Annotated in this window: 16 protein-coding genes; 14 read left to right on the top strand and 2 right to left on the bottom strand. The window is 55.6% G+C overall.

All coding sequences use genetic code 11. The features are described from left to right. Window positions 1-54 precede the first annotated feature (54 nt). From M2108_RS04935 to M2108_RS04920, 4 genes are all read left to right on the top strand, one after another. Window positions 55-507 carry a MarR family winged helix-turn-helix transcriptional regulator gene (locus tag M2108_RS04935; protein ID WP_277468128.1) on the top strand — a complete coding sequence of 151 codons (453 nt, stop codon included), beginning with the start codon at window positions 55-57 and terminating at the stop codon, window positions 505-507. After that, window positions 500-2260, top strand: coding sequence for an ABC transporter ATP-binding protein (locus M2108_RS04930; RefSeq protein WP_277468129.1), 1761 nt, complete (start codon window positions 500-502; stop codon window positions 2258-2260). Before M2108_RS04935 ends, M2108_RS04930 begins: the two co-directional genes overlap by 8 nt. Continuing rightward, window positions 2257-4158 carry an ABC transporter ATP-binding protein gene (locus M2108_RS04925; RefSeq protein WP_277468130.1) on the top strand — a complete coding sequence of 634 codons (1902 nt, stop codon included), beginning with the start codon at window positions 2257-2259 and terminating at the stop codon, window positions 4156-4158. The genes M2108_RS04930 and M2108_RS04925 overlap by 4 nt, the downstream gene beginning before the upstream one ends. Before the next feature lie 199 nt (window positions 4159-4357). Next, window positions 4358-6598, top strand: a complete 2241-nt coding sequence (locus M2108_RS04920) for an MMPL family transporter (protein WP_277468131.1) — start codon at window positions 4358-4360, stop codon at window positions 6596-6598. A gap of 114 nt (window positions 6599-6712) precedes the next feature. Here the strand turns inward: M2108_RS04920 and M2108_RS04915 are convergent, their stop codons facing one another. Both M2108_RS04915 and M2108_RS04910 read right to left on the bottom strand, forming a co-directional pair. Further along, window positions 6713-7024, bottom strand: coding sequence for an antibiotic biosynthesis monooxygenase (locus M2108_RS04915; protein ID WP_277468132.1), 312 nt, complete (start codon window positions 7022-7024; stop codon window positions 6713-6715). Window positions 7025-7076: 52 nt separating this feature from the next. After that, window positions 7077-8645, bottom strand: coding sequence for an FAD-dependent oxidoreductase (locus M2108_RS04910; protein WP_277468134.1), 1569 nt, complete (start codon window positions 8643-8645; stop codon window positions 7077-7079). Window positions 8646-8793: 148 nt separating this feature from the next. Between M2108_RS04910 and M2108_RS04905 the strand changes: the two genes are divergently transcribed. From M2108_RS04905 to M2108_RS04860, 10 genes are all read left to right on the top strand, one after another. Next, window positions 8794-10161: a spore germination protein gene (locus tag M2108_RS04905; RefSeq protein WP_277468135.1), complete on the top strand. Its 1368-nt coding sequence runs from the start codon at window positions 8794-8796 to the stop codon at window positions 10159-10161. Beyond that, window positions 10161-11264, top strand: coding sequence for a GerAB/ArcD/ProY family transporter (locus tag M2108_RS04900; RefSeq protein ID WP_277506102.1), 1104 nt, complete (start codon window positions 10161-10163; stop codon window positions 11262-11264). The genes M2108_RS04905 and M2108_RS04900 overlap by 1 nt, the downstream gene beginning before the upstream one ends. Then, window positions 11261-12355, top strand: coding sequence for a Ger(x)C family spore germination protein (locus M2108_RS04895; RefSeq protein WP_277468137.1), 1095 nt, complete (start codon window positions 11261-11263; stop codon window positions 12353-12355). The genes M2108_RS04900 and M2108_RS04895 overlap by 4 nt, the downstream gene beginning before the upstream one ends. Before the next feature lie 76 nt (window positions 12356-12431). Beyond that, window positions 12432-12827 (top strand): Fur family transcriptional regulator, encoded by a 396-nt coding sequence (locus M2108_RS04890; RefSeq protein ID WP_277468138.1) that lies wholly within the window; start codon window positions 12432-12434, stop codon window positions 12825-12827. Window positions 12828-13056: 229 nt separating this feature from the next. Then, window positions 13057-15051 carry a methyl-accepting chemotaxis protein gene (locus tag M2108_RS04885; protein ID WP_280776900.1) on the top strand — a complete coding sequence of 665 codons (1995 nt, stop codon included), beginning with the start codon at window positions 13057-13059 and terminating at the stop codon, window positions 15049-15051. A 91-nt stretch (window positions 15052-15142) separates the two neighbouring features. After that, a complete protein-coding gene (locus M2108_RS04880) occupies window positions 15143-15955 on the top strand; it encodes a uroporphyrinogen-III synthase (protein WP_277468140.1) in 813 nt (270 codons plus the stop codon). Window positions 15956-16149: 194 nt separating this feature from the next. Beyond that, complete coding sequence (locus M2108_RS04875) at window positions 16150-16782, top strand: ThuA domain-containing protein (RefSeq protein WP_277468141.1); 633 nt, start codon at window positions 16150-16152, stop codon at window positions 16780-16782. Window positions 16783-16885: 103 nt separating this feature from the next. Then, window positions 16886-17272 (top strand): phasin family protein, encoded by a 387-nt coding sequence (locus M2108_RS04870; protein WP_277468143.1) that lies wholly within the window; start codon window positions 16886-16888, stop codon window positions 17270-17272. Then, entirely contained in the window at window positions 17273-18949 is a 1677-nt protein-coding gene (locus tag M2108_RS04865) for an ABC1 kinase family protein (RefSeq protein WP_277468144.1), read from the top strand. Window positions 18950-19454: 505 nt separating this feature from the next. Further along, window positions 19455-21374, top strand: a complete 1920-nt coding sequence (locus M2108_RS04860) for a DEAD/DEAH box helicase (protein WP_346780536.1) — start codon at window positions 19455-19457, stop codon at window positions 21372-21374. Window positions 21375-21394: the final 20 nt, after the last annotated feature.

Here is a 21394-nt window from a genome sequence, read left to right as displayed (position 1 = left end):
GAGGCGGGACACGTTGGGATAAACAACGAAAATCCAGTCGCTCAACGGCTGTTTATGGCCCTGCGGCAGCTGCGCAAAGCCCATGTGCATCAGACTCTGGACGGTCATAAGCCGAGTGAAATGACTTTGCTGATATGCCTCGCGAGGAAATCACGTACACCCGAGGAAGGGCTCAAGGTTTCCGAAATTAGCCGGCTGCTGGGGATCACGCCTCCCACGGTTACCCAGCTGATTAACAGTCTCGAGGCCAAAGACATGGTGGAGCGTCAGCCTGACCCTTCCGACCGCAGAGTGGTGCGGATCCGGCTGACGGAGCAGGGCAGGGTTGTTACGAGAAAAGCGCGGAATTATATGGATGCCTCACTGGGTAAGCTAGTGGAATATTTGGGTGAAGAAGAGAGCAACCATCTGGCTGACCTGCTGACGAAGGTGCAGACATTCATTGAAGAGAATCCGCGGCCTGATCTGGACCTGTTACAAATGAACGGAGATGAGAAGAATGATTAAATTGTTAAAGGGACTGGGGCCCTTTCGGTGGGGCGTAGCAGCAGTGCTGATTCTGGTCTTTCTGCAATCTATGGGTGACCTGTACCTTCCAACCCTGATGTCCGACATTGTGGATAAAGGGATTGTGCAGGGAGACCGCGCTTATATCTGGAGAATCGGCGCTTACATGCTGCTGGTGGCCGGCGGCGGCGCACTGTGTTCGGTAATCGCAAGTTATCTGTCGGCCAAGGTAGCTGCCGGCTTCGGCCGGAACACCCGCTCGCGGATGTTCGAGCATGTCGAGAATTTTACACTGCATGAGTTTGATAAGCTGGGCACTGCCTCGCTGATTACCCGCACTACTAACGATATTACGCAGGTACAGACAGTATTGACTATGATGCTGCGCATGATGGTCGGCGCTCCGATGATGATGATCGGGGGAATTATTATGGCGGTGTCTGAGGATGCCAAGCTGTCCCTGATCTTTGTTATTGTCATTCCGGTGCTGGTTGGAGCGATATTCCTGATCGGAATGAAGGGGCTTCCGCTGTTCAAGGCAATCCAGGTGAAGCTGGACACCCTGAACCGTGTGCTGCGTGAGCATCTGACCGGAATCCGGGTTATCCGTTCATTCAACCGGATTGAGCATGAGAATAAACGCTTTACTGCAGCTAATAAAGACCTCACGGATACAGCGATTAAGGTTAACAAAATTATGGCCGGCCTGATGCCTATTATGATGCTGGTTATGAATTTCTCCATGATCGGCATTCTCTATTATGGCGGTATCCGGATCGGCGACGGCGACCTGCAGGTCGGCTCGCTGATGGCCTTTATCCAATATGCGATGCAGATTATGTTCTCCCTGATTATGGTTTCGATGATGTTCGTGCTGATTCCCCGGGCTTCAGCTTCCGCGCTGCGGATCAATGAGGTGCTCGATATGCAGCCGGAGATTGTTGATCCGGCAGCCGCTAACCTTCTGGCTACAGCCGATGCGAAGAAGCAGGATGGACGGGAAGGCCTGCGCGGATTCGTCGAGTTCGACAACGTATCCTTCTCCTATCCCGGAGCTGAGCAGCCGGCGCTATCCGGAATCAGCTTCAGTGCACGCCCGGGCGAGATTACGGCTATTATCGGAGGTACCGGATCGGGCAAATCGACGCTGCTCAGCATGATTCCCCGTTTCTACGACGTTATTGAGGGTGCCGTGCGGGTAGACGGCGTGGATGTCCGTGAGATGACACAGGAGGATCTGCGCAGCAAGATCGGTTATATTCCGCAGAAGGCGGTACTGTTCACCGGAACCATCAACGAGAATATCCGCTACGGAAAAGATGATGCAACCGATGAAGAAATCATCCACGCGGCCAAAGTGGCCCAGGCCTATGATTTCGTATCGGCGATGAAAGAAGGCTTCGACTCGCCGATTGCCCAGGGCGGCAGCAATGTCTCCGGCGGCCAGAAGCAGCGCTTGTCGATTGCCCGGGCCCTGGTGCGTAGGCCGGAGGTGTACCTGTTCGATGACAGCTTCTCCGCGCTTGACTTCAAGACAGACGCCAAGCTGCGCGCTGCCCTGAAGGAGGAGACGACGGAATCGACGGTGCTGATTGTCGCCCAGCGGGTCAGCACCGTTATGGATGCGGACCGGATTATTGTGCTGGATGAAGGCCGGGTGGCCGGCATCGGCAATCACCGCGAGCTGATGGAGAATAGCGAAGTGTACCGCGAGATTGTATCCTCGCAGTTGTCAGAGGAGGAAATAGCATGAGTGAAAGAAATCAGCAAATGAAGCCTCCGGTGCGGCGAGGCGGCTTTGGACCCGGCCACGGGCCCGGCGGCCCGGGCATGGGGATGCCTCCGGAGAAGGCCAAGGATTTCAAGGGTACGCTCCGCCGGCTGATTACGTACCTGCGCCCGCGCCAGGTGCAGCTGCTTATCGTCCTGATCACGGCTATAGCCAGTACCGTATTCAGCATCTTCAGTCCCAAGGTGATGGGGAAGGCGACAACCAAGCTGTTCGAAGGCGCCTACGGAATGCTGACAGGTGTGCCAGGTGCGGCCATTGATTTTGGTTATGTGAATAATATTCTGCTAATCCTCGGCGGATTGTACCTGTTCAGCTCTGTATTCAGCTACGTGCAGCAGTATGTAATGGCCGGAGTAGCCCAGAAGGTTGTCTTTGATATGCGGGAGCAGGTGAACAGCAAGCTGGAACGGCTGCCGCTGAAATATTTTGATTCCCGTACCCACGGCGAAATTCTCAGCCGGGCAACCAATGACGTGGACAACATCAGTACAACGCTGCAGCAGAGCTTGACGCAGCTGATCACGTCCATCGTGACCATTATCGGGGTCATCATCATGATGCTGACGATCAGCCCGTGGCTGACCCTGATTACAATCATCACCCTGCCGCTGAGCTTTGTGGTGATTATGGCCATTACGAAGCGTTCCCAGGGACACTTTATCGGCCAGCAGAAATCACTGGGCCAGCTGAACGGACACGTTGAGGAAATGTACACCGGACACCGGATCGTCAAGGCGTTCGGCCGGGAGCGGCAGTCGCTAAGCGAATTTAACAAAATCAATGACGATCTGTATAACTCCGGCTGGCGGTCCCAGTTCATGTCCGGGATGATTATGCCGCTGATGATGTTCATCGGCAACCTCGGATATGTGCTCGTCTGTGTGGTCGGCGGGATCTTTGTAACCCGCAAGGTAATTGAAGTCGGTGATATCCAGGCCTTTATCCAGTATTCGCGCCAGTTCACAATGCCGATTACCCAGACGGCCAATATTGCCAATATCATTCAGTCGACGATCGCTTCGGCTGAGCGTGTCTTTGAACTGCTTGATGAAGAAGAGGAAGTGCCGGAAACTGCAGTATCTCTGGCTAAGCCTGCAGATCATGCTGAGGAAGGCGCAGTTGAATTCCGCCACGTGAAGTTCGGCTACAAGCCCGATGCGATACTGATTGAAGACATGAATATCGACGTCAAGCCGGGACAGACTATTGCGATTGTCGGACCGACCGGCGCCGGCAAAACGACGCTGATCAACCTGCTGATGCGTTTCTATGAAATCAGCGGCGGGGAGATTGTCATCGACGGTGTGAACATTACCGAGATAAAGCGCAGTGAGCTGCGCAGCAAGTTCGGTATGGTGCTGCAGGATACCTGGCTGTTCAACGGCACCATCCGCGACAACATTGCTTACGGCCGTGAAGGCGCCACGGAAGCGGATGTGGTGCGGGCTGCGAAGGCTGCCCACGCCGACCACTTTATCCGTACGCTTCCGCTGGGTTACAATACGATCCTGAACGAGGAAGCATCGAATATCTCCCAGGGGCAGAAGCAGCTGCTGACGATTGCCCGGGCGATTCTGGCCGATCCGTCCATTCTGATCCTGGATGAAGCGACCAGCAGTGTCGATACACGGACTGAAGTGCAGATCCAGAAGGCGATGAAGACGCTGATGACCGGAAGAACCAGCTTTGTCATTGCCCACCGCCTGTCGACGATCCGCGATGCTGATCTCATTCTCGTAATGAACCAGGGCAGCGTGATTGAAAAAGGCACCCATGTCGAGCTGCTGGAGCAGGGAGGCTTCTATGCCGATCTGTACAACAGCCAGTTCTCCGGCGACGATCTGCCGGATGTAGGCTAAATTACGCCTATATAACTCAACACCGGCACCGCTCCTGCATTTGTGGGGAGCGGTGTTTTTGTTTGGGGAAGAATGGAAAAAATGAAGCTGGAAGCTCTATTTTTTAAAAAAGATTTGCTTAAAAATTTCAGGGTATATATGATAAGGATGATAAAATGACCCGCGGCTCATTTTTGTGAAGTGCCGGGGCAAGGAGAGGATGAACAGGATGTCGGGCTACGGAAAATGGGTGGCTGGCCGGACTACAAAGTGGATCACTTTGCTGGTCTGGGTCGTACTGGTTGGAGTGCTTACGCTGTTATGGCCTTCCGTAAATTCACAAGTAGTCAACAATGCGCAGAACCTTCCGGAGACCTCGCAGTCGGTCCGGGCAGCGGCTGTTGCGGATCAGGAATTTCCGGGCGGCAGCGGCGTGCCTGCACTGCTGGTGTGGCACCGTGACGGCGGATTGTCGGAGGAGGATTTAGTACATATTATTGCCTTGTACGGCAAGCTGGAGCAGCAGCCGCTGCCGCATCAGAATTTTGTGCCCCCGCTGGGCCAGCTGCCGCCGCAGGCGCTTCAGGCTTCATTGTCAGAGGACCGCAGTACGCTGGTTACACCGGTGCTGTTCGACAAGTCGGCGGACAGCGATCAGCTGGGTGAAGGAATCACGGAGTTAAAGACGCTCGTACGTGAAGAGACAGGCAGTGATCCGGCTGCAGCCGCTGTGGACAGCAGTGAGCTGAGCCTGCGCGTATCGGGGCCGGTAGGCATTTCGATTGATGCTACAGGCTTATTTGAGGATGCAGACGTATCCCTGCTGATTGCAACCGTAATCCTTGTGCTTGTATTCCTGCTGCTGATCTACCGCTCACCGATTCTGGCGCTGATTCCGCTGGTGGCTGTAGGTTTTGCCTACGGAGTTACAAGCCCTCTGCTTGGATTAATGGCCCGGGAAGACTGGATTACCGTAGATTCACAGGCGATCTCCATTATGACAGTTCTCCTGTTCGGGGCAGGTACCGACTACTGCCTGTTCCTGATCTCAAGGTTCCGCCAGATGCTTAAGGTGGAGGAGAATAAAGGGCGGGCGCTGCTGAACTCGATCAGCCACTCCTCCGGAGCGATTGCGATGAGCGGCTTTACCGTTGTGCTGGCGCTGTTCGCCTTGCTGCTGGCCAAATACGGAGCCTATCACCGCTTCGCTGTTCCGTTCAGCGTGTCCATTCTGATTATGGGCATTGCCAGCCTGACGCTGGTGCCGGCACTGCTGGCCATCTTCGGGCGGATGTCGTTCTTCCCGTTTGTGCCGCGTACCCCGCAGATGGAGGAAGAACGGGCAAGAGCCAAGGGCAAGCCGGCTCCGAAGCCGAAAGCGAAGAGAGCCGGCCGTAAGGGGATTGGCGGCCTGGTGGTTTCCCGCCCTTGGACGATTGTAGCCGTAACGGTCATCGGCCTGGGCATTTTGGCCTCGTTCTCCACCGGCATTAAGTTTACTTATGATCTGCTCTCCTCTTTCCCTGAGGATATGGAATCCCGGCAGGGCTTTGATCTGATCGGCACACAGTTCTCCCCCGGCGAGCTGGCTCCGGCCAAGCTGATCGTTGATACAAAGGGTCAGGTGAGCGGAGAGTATTTCAAGGTTATTCTCGGCGGACTGTCCTATGTGGATACCGTATCCGATGCACAGCAGGGGGCTGTGAATCCGCAGATTATCGGCTTTGACCTGGAGTTCAAGGACAATCCGTATTCCCTGGAGGCGATGAGCCATATTCCGGCGCTGCTGAACACAGCGGAGCAGGCTCTGGTGGAATCCGGCTTTGACGAAGCGCAGGCGCATGACAGTGTATGGGTCAGCGGGCAGACGGCTACCCAGTATGATACAAAAGAGCTGGGTGAGCAGGATACCGACCTCATTATTCCGGTCGTAATTGGTCTGATTACCCTGCTGCTGCTGATCTATCTGCGGTCGGTAACGGCAACCGTCTATCTGGTCGGTACCGTTATTCTTTCCTTCTTCTCTGCACTCGGCCTTGGCTGGATTATTATCCATTATGTGCTGGGCGCAGATGCGATTCAGGGAGCTATTCCGCTGTACTCGTTCGTCTTCCTGGTTGCGCTTGGCGAGGACTATAACATTTTCATGATCTCTAACATCTGGAAGAAGCGCAAGGTGATGCCTCTGAAGCAGGCCATTGCCGAGGGCGTTAATGAGACCGGCTCGGTCATCACCTCGGCCGGGCTGATTCTGGCGGGTACCTTCGCCGTCCTGGCCAGCCTGCCGATTCAGGTGCTGGTACAGTTCGGCATCATCACCGCCATCGGCGTGCTGCTTGATACCTTCATCGTCCGGCCGTTCCTGGTGCCGGCGATCACTATGCTGTGCGGCCGCTGGGCGTTCTGGCCCGGCAAGCATGAAGAGCCGCGGCAGCCGCAGCCAGCCGGCAGCGCTGAATAAACCGGCGGGCTGACGGACCGCCGGAAATACAAACAGGGATGCCCCGCTGGCCATAAGGCCCGGCGGGGCATCCCTGTTGTGCTTGAGCGGCCGCCCGGCAGCCAGCCCGGGCGGCTATTCCCCCGGTCTGCGGCTGAGCAGCAGCTCGTATTTATCGAGTGAAGCGCCAAGGATCGCTTCATTACGGCCTGCACCGCGGTGTGACTCGCGGAAAGCCGGGCTGGCCGTCCAGCCGCTGAAGGCCTCCTCGTTCTCCCACACGGTGCTGATTTTCAGCTCCTCGGCGCCGTCTTTGGCTGCGCTGTACCACACCTCCATCCGTACAAAGCCTGGCATTTCCTGCACACCGTTCGATCCGCCAAAGCGCTCTGCCAGAGCAGCGCCATGACCTTCCTTAACCTTAATGGTGTTCGTAACAACCAGCATAGCCGTTCCTCCTCCAGTCAGAATTTAATGCAGGGATCAGCGGAGCGCTATGCTACGCATCCGCTTCAAGCTTGGTCAGCGGCAATGTAGCCGGCCCCTCCAGCACATCGCCTTCATAGGAGAAACGGGAGCCGTGGCACGGGCAGTCCCAGGAGCGTTCGGCGTTGTTCCACTCGCATTCGCAGCCCATATGGGTGCAGGTGCGGTCCACCAGATGCAGCTTGCCCTCAGGATCACGGTAGGCTCCGACCCGCTTGCCGTCATGGAAAACAACGGCCCCTTCGTCTGCACCGAGCTCACTGGTCTTCTTGCGGACAATCTCCACCTTGCCGGCCACTAGCTCCTTGGCGACATTGGCATTCTGCACAATGAAGTTCTTGATCGACGGGCGGGCCTTGAAGCGGGATGGATCATACAGCCCGCTGTAGCGGTTCGCACGGCCCATAATCTGGTCTGTGATGAGCTGAGCCGCCAGGGTGCCGTTCGTCATGCCCCATTTGCCGTAGCCGGTAGCAATATAAATTTCTTCGTCCTCCTCAGGTTTGCCGATATAAGGAACCTTGTCCAACGTGATCAGATCCTGGGTCGACCAGCGGTATGGAATCTGCCTGACTCCCAGCAGCCCGCCGGCGAACAGCTCCAGATTCTCGTAATGCCCGAACGTGCAGATGCCTTGTCCGGTTTTGTGATTCTCCCCGCCGACAATGACAAGGTTGTGCCCGTTCCATTCTACGGCACGGAGCGAGCGGGTAGGCTCTCCCGCACTCAGATACATTCCGCCTGCAAAATCTGTTTCCGGCTGGACGGCAAGACAATAGGAGCGCTCCGCATGCAGGCGTGAGAAATACAGCCCGCCGCCGTCATAGAACGGAAAATGGGAGGCCGAAACCGCATGCCGGCAGCGGATCTGATGTTCACTGCCTTCGGTGTACAGGGTAATCCGGTCGTCCTTGTCCACCTTTTCGCCGATCATGGTGTGCTCGTAGACCACACCGCCCTTATCCAGCACGAACTGCAGCATTCCCTTCAGGTAGTGCAGCGGATGAAAGCGGGCCTGTCCCGGCAGCCGGATGGCTCCCGCTACCATCAGCGGCAGCGGAATATGGTCCAGCCATTCTCCCGGTATCCCAAGCTTCTGATAGGCTTCGAATTCCTGCTCCAGCTGCTTCAGCGTCTTGTCGTCATCTTTGTCCGCATAGAGATAGGCATCTTCAGGATGCATATCGCAGGAGAGCCCGAGCTCCTCGGCTGTGCGGATTATCCACTTCATCGCCTCGCTGTTTGACTGGTAGTAAGCCCAGGCCTGCTCCTCCCCGAAATTCTTCACAAGATCAGCATAGATCATTCCGTGCTGGGCCGTGATTTTGGCGCTGGTAAATCCGGTCGTTCCGCCAAGCACCTCACCGGCTTCCAGCAGAGTGACCTTGTAGCCTTCCTTGGTAAGCAGATAAGCCGCGGTAATCCCGGTAATCCCTGCCCCTACAATGGCTACATCTGTAACATGATCTTCCGTAAGCCTCGGAAAAGCAGGCAGCTCTGTTGTGCCTCTCCACAGGGATTCCGGAAATTGCGGAAGACCTTGTGAACCAGTATTTCCGGCTTGACCGTCTGGTGTACTCATCTGTGATCCCTCCATATGCACGATTCATTTCATTTATTACCACACTCCCGCCAAAAGAAACCTAAACCCCCGTCTGTGCATGAAAGAAGATCTCCCGTGTAAAAATAAGGTTTAACTTCCGGAGAAATCCGGCTGAGGGGGAGTAAGGATGCCGGCACAGCAAAAACCGGAAGAGATAACACTGCAGGGAATCAAGGAGAAGCTGGACAACTTCGTGGATCTGGAGAACAGGGTATTAACCGCAGTGTCGGGAACGGGCAAGCTGCTGTTTATCAAAAGCATCACCGACCCGCAGATCATTAACCGCAGTATTATTGCAGCCTTTTATGAAATGAATGATCCGGCGGCCTTTGCCGAATATCTGGCGCACTACCCGGGCAGCAAGGCCGTAGAGGACGGCAAGCAGGCGATGGACCTGATGCTGGCCGGTTATGCCTGTGTGGAGGTGGCAGGGCGGCTGATTTTCTTTGATGCGCTGAAAGCGGAGACCAGCAGTGTCAGCCAGACGGTGACGGAGAGCATCACACAAGGGCCGTCAGATGCGCTTACAGAGAATTTGGCGGTGAATCTGAACCTCATCCGCAGGCGCTACCAGTCAGCGGAGCTGAAGATGGAGTCGCTGCTGCTCGGAAATATCTCCAGAACGAAGGTGGCCATCCTGTACGATGACAGCAGGGTGAATCATCAGGTGCTTGACGAGCTGCGGGAGAGACTGAAGACACTCCGGGTAGATATTGTGCAGGCTGCGGGTGAGGTGGAAAAATACATCAGCAGCGATAAAATACGCATTTTTCCAAAAACGATTGTAACGGAGCGGCCCGACCGTGTGGTGTTCAATCTGGCCGAGGGGAAAATCGCCATCATGCTGGATACCACAGGCTTCGCAATTGTGCTTCCGGTCATCTTTAATGACTTCTTTGTAGCGATGGATGATAAAATACAGCTTCCCTTCGTCGGAAGGTTCCTGAAGCTGCTGCGCATTATGGGGGTGGCGATGACGCTATGGCTGCCCGCACTATATGTGGTCTTCACTTCCTATAATCCGGAGATTATAAGGGTGCAAATTGCACTGCTGATTGCCGGAAGCCGGGCAACCGTACCCTATCCTTCCTTTGTGGAGGTGCTGCTCATGCTGATCATGATGGAATTTCTGACGGAGGCAAGCCTGCGGCTGCCGCGGGCAATCGGGCCTACGGCTACAACGGTAGGCGGCCTTATTCTGGGACAAGCAGCAACGGCGGCCGGACTGGTCGGCAATATTATGATTATCCTGGTATCGGTGGTCGCTATTTCCAATTTTATGATCCCTTTGAATATGATGAGCTTTTCGATCCGTGTGCTTAAATATCTGTTTGTTGTGGCTGCTGCCGCAGTCGGGCTGGTGGGTGTCGTTGTCTGCCTGGTCGGGTTCACCATGTATCTGTGCAGCCAGCGCAGCTTCGGACAGCCTTATTTCAAAATGTTCGTTCTGGACAGCCTGGAGGCTTCACGCAGCAAGAAAGGCGGCGGGAGCTGATGAATCAGAGCCGTTACTTGTATTGGATGTTTTTGATGAACAGCCTCCTTAACATATTGAACTTTGTCCCGCGGGAGCTGATGGACGCCCGCTTTAAGGGGGCGCAGACGTCGATCCTTGTTGCAACTGTTCTCGGGACCGTCTTTCTGTCTGTCTTTACCCTCCTGATCGCAAAGTTTCCGGGCAAAAGCATTCAGGATATTCTCGAAACCGCCCTGCCTAAATGGCTGACTATTCCGCTGATCATTATATTTGCTTCCCTCTGGTGCGTTGCCGGGCTGGTTACACTGCTGTCTTTTGTGGATATTACACTGCGTTTTGTCAGTCCGGATACCGGCCCGTATCTCGTAATCCTCAGCTTTCTTGTCCTGGTATGCTTCTGTGCACGTATGGATTCCTTGTCCGTTCTGTACGGAATGGAAATGATGCTGGCGATCATCCTGCCGCTGATTCTGTACGCCATTATCAAAGCGCTGATTAATCCCGATTTCAGCTGGGATTCGGTGCTCCAGATCATAACCTATTCTGCCCATGCACCGGATCTGAAAAGCATCGCTGCTGCCACCTTCTCCTTCAGCGGTTATTTCAACCTGGCTGTCTTTAACCGGGTGCTGCCCAAGATTAAGATGAAGCACAGCTGGATTTATGCGGTTAGCGGGCTGGCTGTGCTGCTGCTGACTTTTTATGTGCCTATAGGCTATTTCGGGACGATCGGCGTAGAGAGGCATGTGTACACCTGGTTTTCTACAGCCGACAGTATCCGGATCAACACTTTTATAATAGAACGGATGCTGTTTGTTTTTTATTTTGCCTATCTCACACTCTCCCTGGTCAGCGTAACGGTCCACTGGCATGTAGGCAAGGAGCTGCTTACCGGTCTGTTCCGTTCGCGCAAACAGGCGAAGGCGAGAACTAAACTATGGAAGGATTTGTCTGTTCTCGTTCTGTTTAGCGGAATTACCTTTGCCTTTATGGGGCTTGACCAATATCAGCTTAATCAGTTCGGTGTTGTGTTTTTGTATGCGCGCTGGGCAGGAGAGCTGTTCATGATTATGCTGCTTTTTTATTGCTATGCGGTTGCTTACAGGAGGCGGAATGCGTGAGAAAGCTACTGTTGTACGCAGGAATTGTGCTGTTGTGTCTTACAACAGGGTGCGAATACAAAGATATTGACCGGCGGATCTTTGTGGTTGCCATCGGCATTGATCCCGGGGAGAAGGAGGCCTTTAAGGTCAGCCTGAAGCTGGCGGTCCCCCAGGGAGATGTAACCAAGATTGATGAGAAGATGCTGATTATTACAGAAGAGTCATACAGCATCTCCGAAGCGCTCCGCCTGATGAAATCAAAGGTAGAGAAGGAGCTGGACTATGTGCACTGCAAATCCATTGTTATAGGTGAAGAACTGGCCGGCCGGGATATCAGGCATATTCTGGACTGGGCAGTCCGGCGCAGGGATGTCCAGCTGATACTTAACTTTGCCATCGGGCGTCCGGCGGCACTGGATGTGCTTCAGGTCAAGCCCCCGTCCGAGCGGATTCCCTCCAACTCGCTGATCATGGCCATGAGCGGAGAGGGGACGGAGTCACCCTTTATCGCCAGCGTCTATTCCTACCAGCTGATGAGGGATATGTATGAGCAGGGCAAGGATCCGATCCTGCCGATTATTGAAGCAGATAGCAAGACCCAGTTCGAGATAGACAAGGTAGCCCTTTTCGACAAACAGAAGGTGCAGCTGGTGCTGAATCCCGAGGAGACACGGCTGTTCAACCTCCTGGCCCGGCCTGACCTTAAGACCAATTTTCCGGCCAAGGTGGACGAGAGCGAGTTCCAGTACTATACGGAGAGCAGCACCTCCACCTACAAAATCACAACAGCTTCCCCAGGAGCACCGGTTATCCGCTACAAGATCAAGATCAAGGGCATTGTGGAGGAGAACAGCACCCAGGAGCTGATCACCCATACTCTGCTGGGGAAAATATCGGAAGCCGGCGGGGAAGAGCTGAAACAGTCGGTTGAGGCGCTGCTTGAAAAAATCAGGGACAAGCGGGTGGATCCCTTCGGGTGGGGACTGCGCTACGGGACAAGGCACTGGAACAACGAAACGGAAGCAAAGGACTGGGAGGCACTGTATCCTGATCTGAAATTCGAGGTGTTTGCTGCTGTCAGAGTAAAATACTCCGGGATGATCAAGTGAAATACGGGTGGTCCGATTGACGCTTGAGGCTACAGGATTTATACTTGATCTAAAAACAAGTTAAAGGATGATAATGATGAGAAGCTTGAATTTAACCTCACAACGGCAAGCCGTTTATGATATCGTCCGTAATTCGCATGACCACCCGACTGCTGCAGAAGTGATGAACCGGCTGGTAGAGCAGGGACATAACCTTGCCTACGGTACTGTCTACAACTCACTGCGCTATCTTGCCGATAAACAGATGATCCGTGAGCTGAAGCTGGGGGAGGCTGCGAGCAGATATGATGCGCGGATGGACGACCATCAGCATATTCTGTGCGAGGTCTGCGGTGCGGTGGATGAAGTGATGACCCATGTGCCGGAGGAATGGATGAACAGTGTAGCGGAGGAGACAGGGTATACCCTTTCCCATGCCCATGTTGTCTTTGGCGGAGTATGTCCGGCATGCCGGAACAAAACGGTGAACTAGGACCAGGGCTGCAGTCTTGCGGTCCGGGGGCTGATACTTCAATATAGATATAGCAAAAGACCGCTTTCATTGATGCGGTCTTTTGCTGTTCATATGAAAATTCTCAGATAAAATAGCATAATAACAATAATTTCTGCTTTGAAAAAGGGTTTTCGACAGCGGTATATAATTATATAACATGGCAAACAACTCATACTTAGGACCTAAACGAAAGAGAGCGTGAAGCACCTTGGGCAAAAGATTCCATGTTAACATCCGTATGAAGCTTACTCTTACATACCTGCTAGTCCTTCTGGCCCCCAGCCTGATTATCGGCTGGCAGACCTACCAATCAGCCAGCGGCAAAGTGGAAGAACAGCTGGTGAATAACGCATCCGAGAGTGTTGCAGCAGTTAATGAAATTATCAATGCCAACATCGGATCCAAAATAAATGATATCAAGTATTTCGCGGCCCAGCTGTCTGCTGATGAGATCAATGCTGAATCTGCAGGCACACCGGCCGGTATTACGGAACGGCTGAAGGAATATGCAGCGCTGCATCCGGATGTGCTGGATGTTTATGTGGGAACCAGCCGTGCAGGGGCACTGCATGCCTCTGAGGCTGCGCGGCCGGAGGGCTATGACCCCCGTAAAGAGAACTACTATGTAAATGCCCTGAAGAATGGCGGCGGCATCGTCATTTCTCCTGCCTTTCAGACCGTGAATAATGAAACGGCGATTGCCATTTCGGCTGTGCTGGAGGGCGGAAACGGGGTAGTGGCGCTTGATCTGGACCTGTCGGCACTGGCAGAGCTTACAAGCATCAAAGTAGGCAAGCAGGGCTATATCTTCATTGTGGACAGCAGCAAGAAGTTTCTGGTGCATCCGACGGAACAGATCGGGAAGGAATCCTCCGAGCCGGTTATCAAAAAATTGTACGAAGCAGAAAGAGGTTCTTTCGATTACGTCTTCAAGGGTTCGGACAAAAAAATGACGTTTATGCAAAATGAGCTGACCGGCTGGAGAATCGGAGGCACAATTGATAAAAGCGAGATATCCGGTGCGACTGAGGAGATACGGCAGACGGCTTTTCTGGTCGTTGGTATCTCGGTTGCACTGGCACTGATCCTGATCTACATTAATGTGCAGTCCATTCTGCGTCCGCTGGCCCGTCTCCGTAAAGCTACAGCAGTAATTGCCCAGGGGGATCTCTCAGAGGATATCGGGACGTTCCGCCGGGATGAGATCGGCATGCTCGCGGACCATTTCCGGGCGATGGTCGCAAGCCTGCGGGAGATGATTATCAGTGTGCAGGAGATGACTGATGATGTGTCCTCCTCCGCCGAGGAGCTGGCAGCCGGAGCTGACCAGACCACCAGGGCTATCGAGCATGTTACGGTAGCCATCCAGGAGGTTGCCGCCGGCACGGAGCGCCAGTTGGACAGTATTACTAAGGGAACAGAGAGCACCGCCGCTACCGCAAGTGAAGTCCAGAATATTTCCAGCTTCATGGAGCAGGTATCGGATATGATGGACAAGACCTCGCTGTCCGCTGCGGAAGGGAATGAATCGGTAATCAGCGTTGTAGACAAAATCAATGGCATACATGAAACTGTGGAGGAGCTTGGGACTGTAATTGACAAGCTGAACACACGCACAGAGCAGATTCAAGGCATGGTCGGTGTCATTACAGGAATATCCCGCCAGACCAATCTGCTTGCCCTTAACGCTTCTATTGAGGCGGCGCGGGCAGGGGAGCAGGGGCGCGGCTTCGCCGTCGTCGCTTCCGAGGTCCGCAAGCTGGCGGAAGAATCCGAGAAATCGGCACGGATGATTTCGGAGCAGATCTCCTCCATTAACGAGGAGATGCAGCAGGCTACGGCCACGATGGAAGATGCCAAGAGCCGGGTATCGGACGGCATTATGGCAGTCGATACCACCGGACGCTCCTTCTCGCGGATCCGCAGGGCAGTGAAAGGGGCGGCGGAGAAGATTGATGCCATGGGCGGAGCTGTGCATACCCTGGCGGCAGAAGCAGCCAGCATGGAGCGGGCGATCGGCGAGATTGGCAGTATATCGAGGGAGGCAGCCGAGAATACCGAGACAATCTCTGCCGCAGCCCAGGAGCAGCTTGCAGCCGTCCAGGAGATTTCGTCATCGACGGCCAATTTGAACCATCTGGCCGAGGAGCTGCAGAAGCTGGTAAGCCGCTTCAATCTGTATTCCGCAAAGAAGGAACAGTGAAGAAATAGCTTTCACGGCGCTTTTCTTTTTACACCCTTTGCAAGTATACTGGTAGACAACAATGCAGGGTTAACGAGGGGGAGCTAAGATAATGGCAGAGCAATTGAAGGGGATTACCGTCGCCCTTGCGGGTCCGCGCAAATCGGAGGAAATGGCCAGGCTGGTCGGGAATATGGGCGGCATCCCGCTGTTCCGCCCGGCCCAAGGGACGGTTTTTCTGGATGACGGGGCGCTGCGTGAAGGGCTGAACTCCTGGACACAGCAGCCGCCTGACTGGGCGGTTTTGACTACCGGCATGGGGCTGGATGCGCTGTTCGGCATGGCTGAGGATATGGGGCTCGGCAGCCGTTTTCTGGAGGTGCTCTCCGCTTCTTCCATTGCAGCCAGGGGATATAAGACCGTCAATGCCTTGAAGAAGCGCGGGCTTGTCCCCGCTGTACGTGATGATGACGGAAGCACCAGCGGACTGATCCGCGGCCTGCAGGAATTCGATCTTGCGGGCAAGGAGGTTGTGCTGCAGCTGCATGGAGAACCCGCTCCCCGGCTGATTGCCTGGCTGGAGGCAGCCGGAGCTTCAGTCCGGGAAGTACAGCCTTACCGCCATACTCCGCCTGAGCCGGGGGCGCTGGAGCTGCTGCTTACCGAGATCCTTGAGGCGAAGGTGAACGCGGTGGCATTCACCAGTGCGCCGCAATTCCGCTTTTTGTCACAGTATGCACAGGAGCATGGAAAGCTTACGCAGATGCTGGAGGCTTTTGAGCGTGAAGTGCTGGCGGTGTCTGTAGGCAAAATCACCTCCCAGGCGCTGAAGGAGGAAGGCGTGCAGAGAATCATTATGCCTGAGCATGAACGGATGGGCAGCATGTTCGTGGAGCTGGGGCGTTATGTGGCCGCAGGCCGTTAAGTGAGTAAAGAGTGTTGTTCCCGCTCCTGCCGGAGCGGGATTTGTTTTTGCGGGCGCTGCCGCCGGCTGGCATTTATTCATGCACGGGTTATGGGATTACCTTGTGTCATCATGGACATCCTTGGCAGTTTTCCTTAGAATAGTAGCAACGTATACGACAAATTATGTGGACAGAATTATGAAGGAGGATCCCTATGGACAAGAGAAAATGCCTGCTCCTGGGTGACTACACCCATCCCCGTTTCCACCCTCTGCAGGGTGTGGATCAGCAAATCGGTGAAATTCTGAACGATCTGCTGACCGTTCAGTGTTCGGAGAATAAAAAACTGATGCTCGGTGAGCACCTGGCCGGATACGATTTATGCATAGCTTATAACGAGCTGTGGAATGAGACGGTTTCCCCCCAGCAGACCGCAGGTCTGCTGAGTTATGTGAGCGGAGGGGGCGGGCTGATCGTGCTGCATACCGGCATTTCACTGGCCAAACGCTACGAGCTGGCCGGCCTGATCGGAGCCAGATTTACAACCCACCCGCCGTACGCTCCACTGAACTTCAAAGTGCACGAGCATGATATTACAGAAGGCATTGAAGATTTCAAGCTGGACGAGGAGCCTTACCGCTTCGAGTTCGATCCGTTCACCGAAAAGACCGTGCTGCTGGAATACGAGGCTGACGGAGAGACTTATCCGGCAGCCTGGTGCCACCGTTACGGGCAAGGACGGGTTGTATTCCTGATGCCCGGCCATCATGAGCCCACATTCCGCCATCCTGCGGTCCGCAAGCTGATTCTGGGGGCGGCCACCTGGGCGGCGCGCATTCCAAGATAACCACATTTGAGAGTAACCATGCCCCTTGCAGCCCAAATTTTGTGAAATAGGCCGTCAAGGGGTATACTTTATCCATAACTGTATTCTTTGGGAGGAAATAGCGATGAGTGATTTGTTCAAAAAAGCAATCTCATTAGGAGTAGGCCTCACCATTGTCAGCAAGGAAAAGGTTGAGAAGGCAGTAGATGAGCTGGTGAAACGCGGGGAACTGGCTCCCACTGAATCCAGAGCGCTGATTGACCGGCTTGTTGAGCGCGGCGAAGAAGAACGCGGTGCGTTCAAGACAGCCGTGCAGGAGCAGGTTCAGCGGGTACTCAAGGATCTGAAGGTGCCTGTGCAGAGCGATATCGCCGGGCTGGAGGCACGGATTGCTGTTCTGGAGCGCCGTGTAGCCGAGCTGGAAGGCGCTTCTGCTGATGCTCCACCGGCCCCAGTCTCTGATTCTCCCGGTTCCACTGAAGATCTTATTACGGATACGCGTACGGATTAAATGGCAGTACGAATCAGACATGCCGGGAGGTACCGGACCATTGCCATGGCGCTTATGCGTCATGGCTTCGGCTATATGGTGGAGGAACTGGGTCTCTACCACGTATTGTCCCTGCCGCGCCGGATTATGACGCATGAGGCCCACGCCGCCCTGACGCTCGGGGAACGCATCCGGCGGGTGCTGGAGGATCTGGGGCCGACCTTTGTTAAGCTGGGGCAGCTTGCCAGCACCCGCTCCGATCTGCTGCCTGAATCCATTATTGCCGAGCTGGTCAAGCTGCAGGACAGCGTACCGCCGTTCCCGGCGGAGACTGCACGCAGTATTCTGGAGCAGGAGCTGGACCAGCCGCTGCATGATATTTTTGAAGCCTTTGATAATACGCCGATTGCGGCGGCCTCGATCGGCCAGGTACACCGGGCAGTGCTGCACGGGGGCCGGCATGTGGCGGTCAAAATACAGCGTCCCGGTGTCACACGCACGATGCACCGCGACCTTGAAATTCTTCAGGATTTAAGCATCCTGGCTGAGAAAAAACTGGACTGGGCCAAGCAATACGGGCTGGCCCGGATGACCGAGGAGTTCTCGCGCTCCCTGCTGGCTGAGCTGGATTACGCGCAGGAGGGCCGTAATGCGGAGCGCATTGCCGCCCAGCAGCCGGATCAGGCCAAGTCCAAAGTAGCGATTCCGGCGATCTACTGGGACTTTAGCTCGGCCAGAGTTCTGACGATGGAATACGTCAGCGGCATTACGCTGAACCGCCGGGAGGAGCTGCTGGAGCGGGGGCTGAAGCTGAAGACCATTGCCCGGCAGCTGGTCGAAATGATGCTGGACCAGATTTTTATTCACGGCTTCTTTCATGCCGATCCGCATCCCGGCAACGTGATGCTGCTGGACAACGGCAAGCTGGCGCTCATTGATTTCGGAATGGTCGGGCGGCTCAGTGAAGAAATGAAGGACGGCCTGTCTGCCCTGGTGATTGCGCTGATGCGCAGGAATACCGACTCCATGGTACGGGCTATTCTGCGTCTGGGTGTCATTCCGGAGAATGCCGACCGCGCCTCTCTGCGGGATGATATGGACCGGCTGCGTGAGTCGTATTATGATATCCCGTTCAACCAGGTCAGCATCGGCAAGGCGCTGAATGATCTGTTCGGCATTGCCAGAAAGCACAGGCTGGTTATTCCGCCCGACCTCGCGATGCTCGGTAAAACGATGCTGACGCTTGAGGGGGTTGTGGCCAATCTGGACCCGGCCTTCAGCATTGTGCAGATGGCCGAGCCTTTCGGCAAACAGCTGGTGAAGCAGCGCTTCAGCAGCACCCGGGTGCAGCGCAAGCTCCTTGGCGGCGTAGCCGATCTGGCCGAGAGCCTGATTGAGCTGCCTTCCCAGGCCCGCCAGCTGTCGGCGCTGATCAGCAGCGGCAAGCTGAAGGTTGAGGTCGGACTGCCGGAGCTTAAAGATCTGGAGCACAAATTCAGCCGGGTCGGCAACCGGCTGTCGTTCAGCATTGTGCTGCTGGCCTTCAGCATCATTATGGCCGGCCTGATTATCGGCTCTTCCCTGCGCGGCGAGCCGTCGCTGCTGTGGGATTTTCCTACTGTCGAGATCGGTTCGGTCATTGCGCTGCTGATGGTCATCTGGCTGCTGCTGTCGATTTTCAAGTCGGGGCGCTTTTAGCTGCTGCTGGGTCAAATTATTATTTTCAGGCAATTTACACAAAGACGCCAAGATCAAGTACAATAAGAAGGATAACTTTCTAAAAATATAAGAATGTATATGTTCTACACTATAAATTATCCTTATATTTCGCGCAGAAACGGATTCCGTCCTGTTCAGGACGGGCAAAGCCGTTTTTACTTGGCTTACTGTTTCCGGGAGCTGCAGGCCGGACAGACTATTGTATAGAGTGTAATGGAACGCAAAAGGAATGCCGTCATGAATGTCCGGTGGATCGCTGCTGCCCCAGAAACCGTACTTTGACCGCACTTCTGGTGGGCATAGGGCGGCACAAGGGACGGAAGGACCCGTGGAGGCGGGTTCTTCCGCTTTTATTTGCCCCTAAAGGGAAGTTGAGTACATTACTCCGGACATGGATGCCTATAGGTTATGGGTAACAGGACAGATTAACAAATTTAGTGAGGTGGAGCAATTGCCGGGTTTTAAAGGATTGGGAGTTTCAGAAGTGTTGAGTGATTTGCTGAAAGGACAAGGCATCGTCAAGCCGACGCCGGTACAGGAGGAAGCGATTCCGCCGCTGGTGCAGGGGCTGGACGTCATTGCCAGAGCGAAGACGGGAACAGGGAAGACGCTGGCTTTTCTGCTGCCGATTATGGACAAGATCCGGGTAGAAGCAGCTTATCCGCAGGCGTTGATTCTTGCGCCGACGCGTGAGCTGGCGCTGCAGATTACGGAGGAGGCGCGCAAGCTCGCCCGTCATACAGGCGTGAAAATTCTGGCCGTCTACGGCGGGCAGGATGTCGAGAAGCAGCTGCGCAAGCTGGAAGGCGGCCGGCACCTGATTATCGGGACTCCGGGCAGACTGCTGGATCATCTGCGCCGCGAAACACTGGACCTGGGCGGCGTCAAAATGCTCGTGCTTGATGAAGCAGACCAGATGCTGCATATGGGCTTTCTGGAGGATGTGGAGACGATTATTACGTCCGTCCCTTACCGCCGCCAGACAATGCTGTTCTCGGCAACGATGCCGGATGCGATCAAACGTCTGGCTGCGAATTATATGAAAGAGCCGCTGGACATCATCATCAAGAGCGGATCTTCGATTCCGCTGGAGAATATCCGCCAGCAGGTTGTAGAGGTCTCGGACCGCAACAAGGAAGAGGCGCTGCAGGCGCTGATTGAACGGGACCGTCCTTATCTGGCGATTATTTTCTGCCGGACCAAGCGCCGGGTGTCGAAGCTGAACGAAGCACTGCAGGCTGCAGGCTATGACTGCGACGAGCTGCACGGGGACCTGTCTCAGGCCAAGCGTGAGGCGGTCATGAAGCGGTTCCGCGATGCGAAGCTGCAGTTGCTGGTTGCTACGGACGTTGCCGCCCGCGGACTCGACGTTGAAGGGGTTACCCATATCTTCAACTATGACCTGCCGCTGGATGCGGACAGCTATATCCACCGGATCGGCCGGACCGGCCGGGCCGGCGGCAAAGGCCTGGCGATTACCTTCGCCTCGCCGCGTGAATATAACCTGCTCGATCTGATCGAGCACGGTACTTCCCAGCGGCTGGACCGCCGCCGCTACGAGAAGGATGAATTCGGCGTCGGCGAATTCACCTCGGTGCAGGGCGGCAGCTCCCCGCGGGGCGGCCGCCGCAGTGGTACGCCAGAGCCGGCCCGTGCCGGGCGCGGCGGGCGCAGCCAGGGACGCAGCGGCGGAGCGCCGCGTGCAGAAGCCGGTGCGCGCCAGGGCGGACGCGCGCGCGGCCAGGAAGCAGGCGGCTGGGACGCGCCTGCAGAAGGCCGCGGCCGCAAGGAAGCGTCCGCGGGCAAGCGCAGCGCCTATGACGCAGCGGCGCGCAGAGGCGGGGACTCCGCCGGCCGCAGCGCGGCGAAGCCAAGAGTGGGCGGCGGCTACGGCAGCTTCGACGCCCGCAGCAATCCGGCTGCAGATTCTGCAGCCGGAGCGAACGCCGCCGGCAAGCGCGGCGGCAGAGGGGCCGCCGGTTCCAAGGGCGGCCCAAGCAGCGGCTACAGCACCAACGTATCGCGCGGTGAGGAAGCCGGAGGCTTCAGCTATGGCGCGTCCAAGGGTGCTGGCTCCGGCGCGGGCTATAATCCGGGCGGGGCCAAGGCCAGCCCGAAACATAGAGCGAACGTGGCCCGCAGCAATGAGGCGGGGGCATGGAGCGCTTCATCGCCTGCCAAGGGCGGCGGTTCGCGCGGCGGCAACAACGCAGGCGGTTCCCGCAGCGGCAACAGTGCCGGTGCCAAGGGCGGCAAAGGCAGCTACGGCAGCTATAGCCAGGGCAGCGCCAAAGGCGGTAAAGGCGGCAACAATGCCGGTGGACGGAGCAGCGGCGGGGCTGCCCGCGGCGGGCGCGGCAGCGGTTCCGGCGGCTCGCGCGGCGGACGCGGCTCATCCAGATAAAGACGCCTGGATTCAGATCG

This window comes from Paenibacillus sp. PastM-3 (assembly GCF_029893965.1).
Classification (GTDB): domain Bacteria; phylum Bacillota; class Bacilli; order Paenibacillales; family Paenibacillaceae; genus Paenibacillus_AQ.
This window is presented reverse-complemented; position numbering and strand designations above follow the sequence as displayed.